Genomic DNA, 3,224 nt, shown 5'->3' with positions numbered 1-3,224 from the left:
AGCCATGGCAGGAACAGCGGCACCAGCGAGAGGATCAGCAGCACCGCCACCAGATTGACCCGCCAGCGCGCCTCCGGCGGATACAGGCCGTAGATCAGCTGGCCGAACCGCATCTTGATGACGGTCCAGCACGCCCCGTCGAAGGTGCAGACGTCGCGGGTCGTGCCGGAAATGGTCGCGTCGAAGATCGCCCAGCGCAGCAGAGGCGGCACTACCCAGGCGAGAAACAGCACCACCAGGATGGTGAGCACCGTGTCCCTGGGCGTGGCGAACAGGTTCTGCTTCAGCCAGGCCAGCGGGCCGACCGAGCTGCGCGGCGGCGGCAGCTCCGCGGTGGCGGCGGCGGGAGGGGCGATGTCCGTGGCCATGGCGTCAGCGCTCCACCAGCGCGATGCGCGCGTTGTACCAGTTCATGAAGGCCGAGGTGATCAGGCTGAACAAGAGGTAGACTGCCATGGTGATGGCGATGACCTCCACGGCCTGCCCGGTCTGGTTGTTGATGGTGCCGGCCACGCTGAACAGGTCGGGATAGCCCACCGCCACGCCCAGCGAGCTGTTCTTGGTGAGGTTCAGGTACTGGCTGGTGAGTGGCGGCACGATGACCCTGAGCGCCTGGGGTACCACCACCAGGCGCAGGATCTGGCTGCGATCCAGGCCCAGAGCACTGGCCGCCTCGATCTGGCCCTTGCTGACCGCCAGTATGCCCGAGCGGACGATCTCGGCGATGTAGGAGGCGGTGTAGATCGACAGGCCCAGCACCAGCGCCACGAACTCCGGCTGGAGGGCGAAGCCGCCCTGCGGGCGGAAGCGGCCGATCGTGGTGTATTCCAGCTCGACCGGCCGGCCGGTCGCGAGGAAGGTCAGGAGCGGCAGGCCCACCAGGATCAGGAGCGTGATCCAGTTGCGTGGCAGGCTATGCCCGGTGCGCTCGCGCCGGATGCGCGCCCAGCGCGCGAACAGCCAGGCTAGGACCACGGCGATCGGGATCGACAGGAAGAACAGCCCTGCCCCGGGCAGCGGGATCACCCGCGGCACGAACAGGCCGCTCGTGTTCAAGAACACGGTCTCGCCGATGGACAGGCTTTCCCGCGGGGCCGGCAGCACCGAGACCAGCAGCGTGTAGACGAAGATGAGCTGCAGGAGGATCGGGATGTTGCGCAGGATCTCGACATAGGTGGTGCACAGCCGCGCGATCAGCCAGTTGCGCGACAGCCGGCCGATCCCGACCAGGAAGCCGATGATCGTGGCCAGTACGATGCCGCAGACCGCCACCAGCGCGGTATTCAGCAGGCCCACCAGGAAGGCCCGGCCGAAACTGTAGGTCGAGTTGTAGTCGATCAGGACCTGCGAGATGTCGAAGCCGGACGGCCGACCGAGGAAGCCGAAGCCCGTGGAGACGCCCAGGCGCTGGAGATTGGTGATCGTGTTGTGGATCAGGTACCACCCGACCGCACACACGAGGCCGATGGCCAGCACCTGATAGATGATCGAGCGAACGAGCGGGTCGTTCCAAAACGGCGGCCGGGCCGGCGGCCTTGGTGCGGACTGCGCCATGATCGCTCCTGGTTGCTCGCTGGGCCCTGCGGTCAGCGATAATAGCACGATGGCGGCGAGGGCCGCATGTCGCGGCCCTCGCCGGATCGGTCAGCGGAACGGCATGGCGTACTGCAGCCCGCCATCGGTCCACAGCGCGTTCAGGCCGCGCTCGATCTTGAGCGTCGAGCCCATGCCGACATTGCGCTCGAAGCTCTCCCCGTAATTGCCGATCTGCTTGACGATCTGCAGGCCGAAGTCGTTGGGCAGGCCGACCCCGGCGCCGAGTTCGTCAATCTTGCCGAGGAAGCGCTGAATGTCGGGGTTCTGGGTCTCGCCCGCGATCTGCTCGACATTCTCGCTGGTGATGCCGAATTCCTCGGCCTGGACCATCGCGTAGAACGACCAGCGGACGATGTCGGCCCACTCGTCGTCGCCATGGCGCACGCTCGGCCCTAGCGGCTCCTTGCTGATGATCTCGGGCAGGACCATGTGGTCGTCCGGGTTCTGCAGTTTGGTGCGGGTCGAGTAGAGGCCCGAGGCATCCGTAGTCAGCACGTCGCAGCGGCCGGCCTCGTAGGCGGCGTTCACCTCGTCGTTGTTCTCGAACACCACGCCCTGGTAGTTCATGTTGTTGGCGCGGAAGAAGTCGGCGAGGTTCAATTCAGTGGTGGTGCCGGCCTGGACGCAGACCGAGGCGCCATCCAGCTCCAGCGCCGACTGGACGCCCAGCGCCTTCTTGGCCATGAAGCCCTGGCCGTCGTAGTAATTGATCACCGGGAAATCGAGGCCCAGCGCTGAGTCACGCGACAGCGTGTTGGTCGTGTTGCGCGACAGGATGTCGATCTGGCCGGACTGCAGCGCCGTGAACCGTTCCTTGGCGTTCAGCGGCGTGTACTTCACGGCATTCGGATCGTTGAACAGGGCCACGGCCACGGCCTTGCAGAGGTCGATGTCGAGGCCAGACCACTGGTTCTCGTTATTTACCGAGGCGAAGCCCGGCAGGCCGGACACGTTCACGCCGCACTGCACGAACCCCTTCTGCTTCACTGCATCCAGGGTGGGCCCGGCCTGTGCCGCCGTGGCTCCGAGCGCGACCAGCGCGCAGGCGCCCAGCAGACTCGAAAGACGCATGATAGGCTCTCCCTCGGTTCTTGGCCAATCCCGGCCGTCATTCATGGAAGTGTAGCCCTACACTCCCGATCCGCTAACAGGCATGGCACGCAAACTTCGGGCTGCCAACCGCCACCGGGCAGGAATCACCCGAGTGGACGTCAGCCCCGGCTTCGCCGGGCCGGCTTGCCGTGCTAGCCCGCGCATGCGGTTTTCGGAGGAACGGATGCGCGACGCGACCCTAGTGACCACGCTCGGGCGCGATCCCGAGCAGAATGACGGGATCGTCAACCCGCCGATCCAGCGGGCCTCGACCATCCTGTTCCCGACGATGGACGCCCTGCTCTCGGCTAGGCCAGGGCCTGGCGTCGTTAATTACGGCCGCTACGGCACGCCCACGACCTTCGCGCTGGAGGAGGCGGTGGCGACGCTGGAGGGTGCCGGCGGTGCGGTGACGGTGGGCTCGGGAAAGGGCGCGATCGTGGCGACGCTCCTGGCCCTCCTGCAGGCAGGCGACCACGTGCTGATCGCGGACAACGTGTACCAGCCGACCCGGCATACTGCCGACCACCTGCTGA

At 66.4% G+C, this 3,224-nt stretch carries 3 protein-coding genes and 1 pseudogene; 1 reads left to right on the top strand and 3 read right to left on the bottom strand.

Annotated features, from left to right (window positions below):
• The 3 genes and pseudogenes from EQG76_RS00885 to EQG76_RS00875 all read right to left on the bottom strand — a co-directional run.
• Positions 1–368 (bottom strand): annotated as a pseudogene (locus EQG76_RS00885) (hypothetical protein); the annotation flags it as partial.
• A 4-nt stretch (positions 369–372) separates the two neighbouring features.
• Positions 373–1,554: an amino acid ABC transporter permease gene (locus EQG76_RS00880; RefSeq protein ID WP_159709748.1), complete on the bottom strand. Its 1,182-nt coding sequence runs from the start codon at positions 1,552–1,554 to the stop codon at positions 373–375.
• A 90-nt stretch (positions 1,555–1,644) separates the two neighbouring features.
• Complete coding sequence (locus tag EQG76_RS00875; protein ID WP_159709746.1) at positions 1,645–2,667, bottom strand: amino acid ABC transporter substrate-binding protein; 1,023 nt, start codon at positions 2,665–2,667, stop codon at positions 1,645–1,647.
• A 205-nt stretch (positions 2,668–2,872) separates the two neighbouring features.
• On the opposite strand from EQG76_RS00875, the gene EQG76_RS00870 reads away from it, so the two are divergent.
• Positions 2,873–3,224, top strand: a 352-nt coding sequence (locus tag EQG76_RS00870) for a PLP-dependent transferase (protein WP_200840459.1), incomplete at its 3' end; no start/stop codon positions are given.

This window comes from Geminicoccus flavidas (assembly GCF_009806515.1).
Lineage (GTDB): Bacteria > Pseudomonadota > Alphaproteobacteria > Geminicoccales > Geminicoccaceae > Geminicoccus > Geminicoccus flavidus.
Note: the sequence above shows the minus strand (reverse complement) of the source record. Positions and strands in the feature narration are given on the sequence as shown.

Excerpts from the sequence above, each read along its gene's own strand:
- EQG76_RS00880 (WP_159709748.1), bottom strand. The coding sequence starts at position 1,554 with ATGGCGCAGTCCGCACCAAGGCCGCCGGCCCGGCCGCCGTTTTGGAAC.
- EQG76_RS00875 (WP_159709746.1), bottom strand. The coding sequence starts at position 2,667 with ATGCGTCTTTCGAGTCTGCTGGGCGCCTGCGCGCTGGTCGCGCTCGGA.